At 40.8% G+C, this 3,722-nt stretch carries 4 protein-coding genes; 2 read left to right on the plus strand and 2 right to left on the minus strand.

Translation table 11 applies throughout. The features are described from left to right. Together ACESMA_RS21330 and ACESMA_RS21335 are read left to right on the plus strand one after the other, a co-directional pair. The coding region (locus tag ACESMA_RS21330; RefSeq protein ID WP_372950909.1) for a response regulator at positions 1-1,572 on the plus strand (1,572 nt) is incomplete at its 5' end. Positions 1,573-1,819: 247 nt separating this feature from the next. Continuing rightward, on the plus strand, positions 1,820-2,092 hold the full coding sequence (locus tag ACESMA_RS21335) for a hypothetical protein (RefSeq protein WP_372950910.1): 273 nt from the start codon (positions 1,820-1,822) through the stop codon (positions 2,090-2,092). A gap of 19 nt (positions 2,093-2,111) precedes the next feature. On the opposite strand, the gene ACESMA_RS21340 is transcribed toward ACESMA_RS21335, so the two are convergent. Together ACESMA_RS21340 and ACESMA_RS21345 are read right to left on the minus strand one after the other, a co-directional pair. Beyond that, positions 2,112-2,615 (minus strand): CIA30 family protein, encoded by a 504-nt coding sequence (locus tag ACESMA_RS21340; protein ID WP_372950911.1) that lies wholly within the window; start codon positions 2,613-2,615, stop codon positions 2,112-2,114. A gap of 187 nt (positions 2,616-2,802) precedes the next feature. After that, a partial coding sequence (locus ACESMA_RS21345) for a fatty acid desaturase family protein (RefSeq protein ID WP_372950912.1) occupies positions 2,803-3,722 on the minus strand: 920 nt, incomplete at its 5' end.

Genomic DNA, 3,722 nt, shown 5'->3' on the forward strand with positions numbered 1-3,722 from the left:
TATGTTTCCTTTTCAAGAAAACTTTCTTCCCAGGCCAAGGTAAAAATTTCACTTATAACATTATATGTGCTCGGTATCGCCATTTTAATCCTTATGGGACAGGCAGGTGCAGGATTTAACTGGTTGTTTTTTTTCCCGTTGCTGGCTGGTTTTTTTTATGGATTTAGGGGGGTAATTATTTCCACAACCATAAATATAGTTTCACTTGCATTGCTAACACTTCCGGTATATTTTAAAACCGAAGGAATCGGGTTGATTTCTGAGTACGGAACAGCAGGCTGGATTGTAAATTCCATAAATTTCATTGTAATTACTTCCCTTATTTCAGCAGGACTTGCGGTTATAATTTCAAACATCGACAAATCATTGAAAAAGGAAAAAAGGATGATTCAATTGCTCAGGGAAAACCGAAAAAAACTTGAAATAGAAAAAATCAGGGCAGAAGAATCTGACAGGCTGAAATCTGCTTTTTTAGCCAACATGAGCCATGAAATCCGTACACCAATGAATGCCGTTCTCGGTTTTTCTGAATTGATTACGAGCGAAGAGCTAACCCCACAAAAATTTAAAAATTACAGTTCGCTCATTAAAATGTCTGGTGAGCAACTGATCAGGATAATAGACGATATCATCGACATCTCCAAAATTGAATTGAACCAGATGAGTATTGACATTCAACCTATACGCATATATTCAGGATTAAAAAATATTGTGGAAATCCATAGAAACAAAATCAACTCGTTAGAAAAAAATATTCAAATTCATATAGAGGTTGATAGTGAATGGAAAGATTTAATTCTCGACACAGATGAGGTGCGATTCAAACAAATCTTAAACAACCTCATCGGGAATGCCGTTAAATATACCGATTCTGGTACCATTACCGTGGGATATACGATAAAAAAGACAGGCAATAATCCGGTAGCCGAGTTTTTTGTAAAAGATACGGGGCATGGCATTCCAAAAGAATCATTTAACCTGATTTTTGAACGGTTTTCACAAGCTGATAATGTAAACTTTAAAGAGGGAGCCGGTCTGGGTTTAAGCATCACCAAAGGACTGCTCGATTTATTGGGTGGAAAAATCTGGCTGAAATCAGAGGCGGGAAAAGGCAGCATATTTTATTTTCACCTACCATACAATAAAAATGAGGGTGAACTAATTTCACAGAAACCCAAAGCCGGTAAAGGAAAGAAACCCGATTTTTCAGATAAACTCATTTATATTGCCGAAGATGACTCTTATTCATATTATTACCTTACTGAAATTTTATCCGCCTCAGCAATTCAAATCAAACGTGCCGAAAATGGAAAGGAACTGCTCCAGCTAATTGGCGAAAAAATTCCGGATCTGGTTCTCCTCGATATCAGAATGCCTGTTATGAGCGGACTGGAGGCTCTTGCAGAAATAAAAAAATCGCATCCTAACCTGCCCGTTATTGCCCAAACTGCTTATGCCATGCCCGAGGAACGGAAAAAGTGCCTCGAATCTGGTTGTGATAATTATGTTTCGAAACCTATAAACAAAAAAATGCTGATGGAAATTATTGAATCTTACCTGATAAATACCTGATTCTTAAGTTCAAAAAAATCAATCCTCTCTCCACAAAGCATCTGGCATTTCATTTTTTTATCGCCTGTAATAATACCATTTTTGTTTTACCAGACCGGAAATCAAATGGTGGGCCAGCGCATGTCAAAGGTATCTCTTCGGAAAATTATTGCATGAAATTAGTCATGCACTCATTCGAAACCAGTGGGGCAGGGTTTGCCTCCGTTATTCATTATCTTTGCTCCTGTTACAAGAAAAAGATTGCCATATGAAACCCGAAAAAAATCAGGAACCGGAAAAGAAGGAAACAACTCAGAAAAAATATGATAACTGGATTGAAAAGGCTGAGGAATTTATAGACGAAACTGCTGAAAAAATTCATCAAAGTAACGCCTACAAAAAGGCAGACCAAACGGCAGAAAAAGCCACAAAAAAGTTATTCCGGGAGGCCGGAAAGTTGTGGGGAAAATCGGAACGGTATTTTAGGAAGAAGTCGGGAGACGGAAGTCAAAAGACAGAAGACGGGAGACCCGATGACTGATGACTAGTAAACAGCGACCTCATTTTAGCACTGCTTTTTGCAATTCGAGCCGGAAAGATTCCGCTTTTTTATTTCCAATTAAAAAAGAAAGTTCCACCATTGATTTTCCCGAATAATTTGGAAAATTTAAGGTTCTGCCCCTGAACGAGGGGTACATTTCTGCAAGTGAAACTTTTATGGTTTCCCACTCACCCGACGTTTGGAAGGTGTAGATGTACGAAAAATAATCGCTGTTTTTTTCGCGAATGCGAATTTGGTAATTTTTCCCATCGCCCTTAAGAAACAACTCAAGTATGGAAAAACCTTCTGCATCAATGTGGCCCGAGTTAAATCGTACCGACGAAAAACCGCCGCTGTTTTCCAGCGAAACGGTTCCGGAAAAAACGGCTGTGTTATTTTCGCTGTGCATAAAATTGCCTTTTGACAGGCCGCCCATCACCCCGTCGTTCACCACCACCCAATTGCCGGTATCCATGGTTTTCGTAAAATCAAAAAGCACTTTACTGTTCAAAGTTGTTGCCATTGTCAAAATCATTAATATGATCATTGTTCATCCAATTTATTTACACGGAAAAAACAGCTACCGGGATTCCAGTCCGCAGTGTTAATGCTGAACGAATCTTCAAATTCGGATTCAATTGAATATACTTTTGAACCAATGCTGTGTTGCATATCGTTATTTTGTTTGAAGCAACAGGCAAAGGCACATTTCAGGAAGTCCCCAGTTGTTTAAGCATCCGGGTATGCTGCCATAAAGCACCCAGAAATGTTCTGTTTACATGATAAGGTAGCCCATATTCCTCTGCCTTTTTTTGCACAATTGTGGCAATTTTGGGGTAATGAACATGGCTGATATTGGGAAACAAATGATGTTCAACCTGGTAATTCAGCCCGCCAATCGCCCACGAAAAAATCTTGCTTTTAGGTGCAAAATTGCAGGTGGTATATAACTGGTGCGCTGCCCAGTTGTTGTTAAGTTCGCCATTCTCATCGGGCATTGGATATTCTGATGTAGGCACAACATGCGCTGTTTGAAAAATGCTGGCCAAAACCAGTCCGGCGGTAAAATGCATTAAAAGGAAACCGGCAACTACCCAGTACCATGCAACCGGTATGGTAAGTAAAGGCACAACCAGAAAAACGGCGTAATAAGCAACTTTGGAAAGAATCAGTTCGGTCATCAAGCTGCGGTAGGTGCGTTTACCGCCCAGTTTAACTCCGGCTTTCCTGTATTTGTGAAACCTGCTGAAATCTTTCGAGATAATCCACGAAATGGTCATTAAACTATACAACAACCAGGCATACAAATGCTGGTAACGGTGTATTTTTTTCACCGGCCGGTGAGGCGACAAGCGCAAAATTTCGGGCGGAGCAATGTCTTCATCGTGCCCTTCCACGTTGGTATAACCGTGGTGCAGCGTGTTGTGCTGGTAGCGCCAGTTGGCAGGGAAACCGCCCAGCAGGTACATGGAATTGCCAAACAGTTTGTTTATGCGGCTGTTTTTCGAAAAAGAGCCGTGGTTGGCATCGTGCATGGTGGCCATCCCAACGCCCGATTTGCCCAGTCCCATTAGCATCCAGAGGCCCAGCACCACCCATACTGAAGTGATTGCCCCGGAAATCATCAGAA

Source organism: Mariniphaga sp., assembly GCF_041687215.1.
Classification (GTDB): Bacteria; Bacteroidota; Bacteroidia; order Bacteroidales; family Prolixibacteraceae; genus Mariniphaga.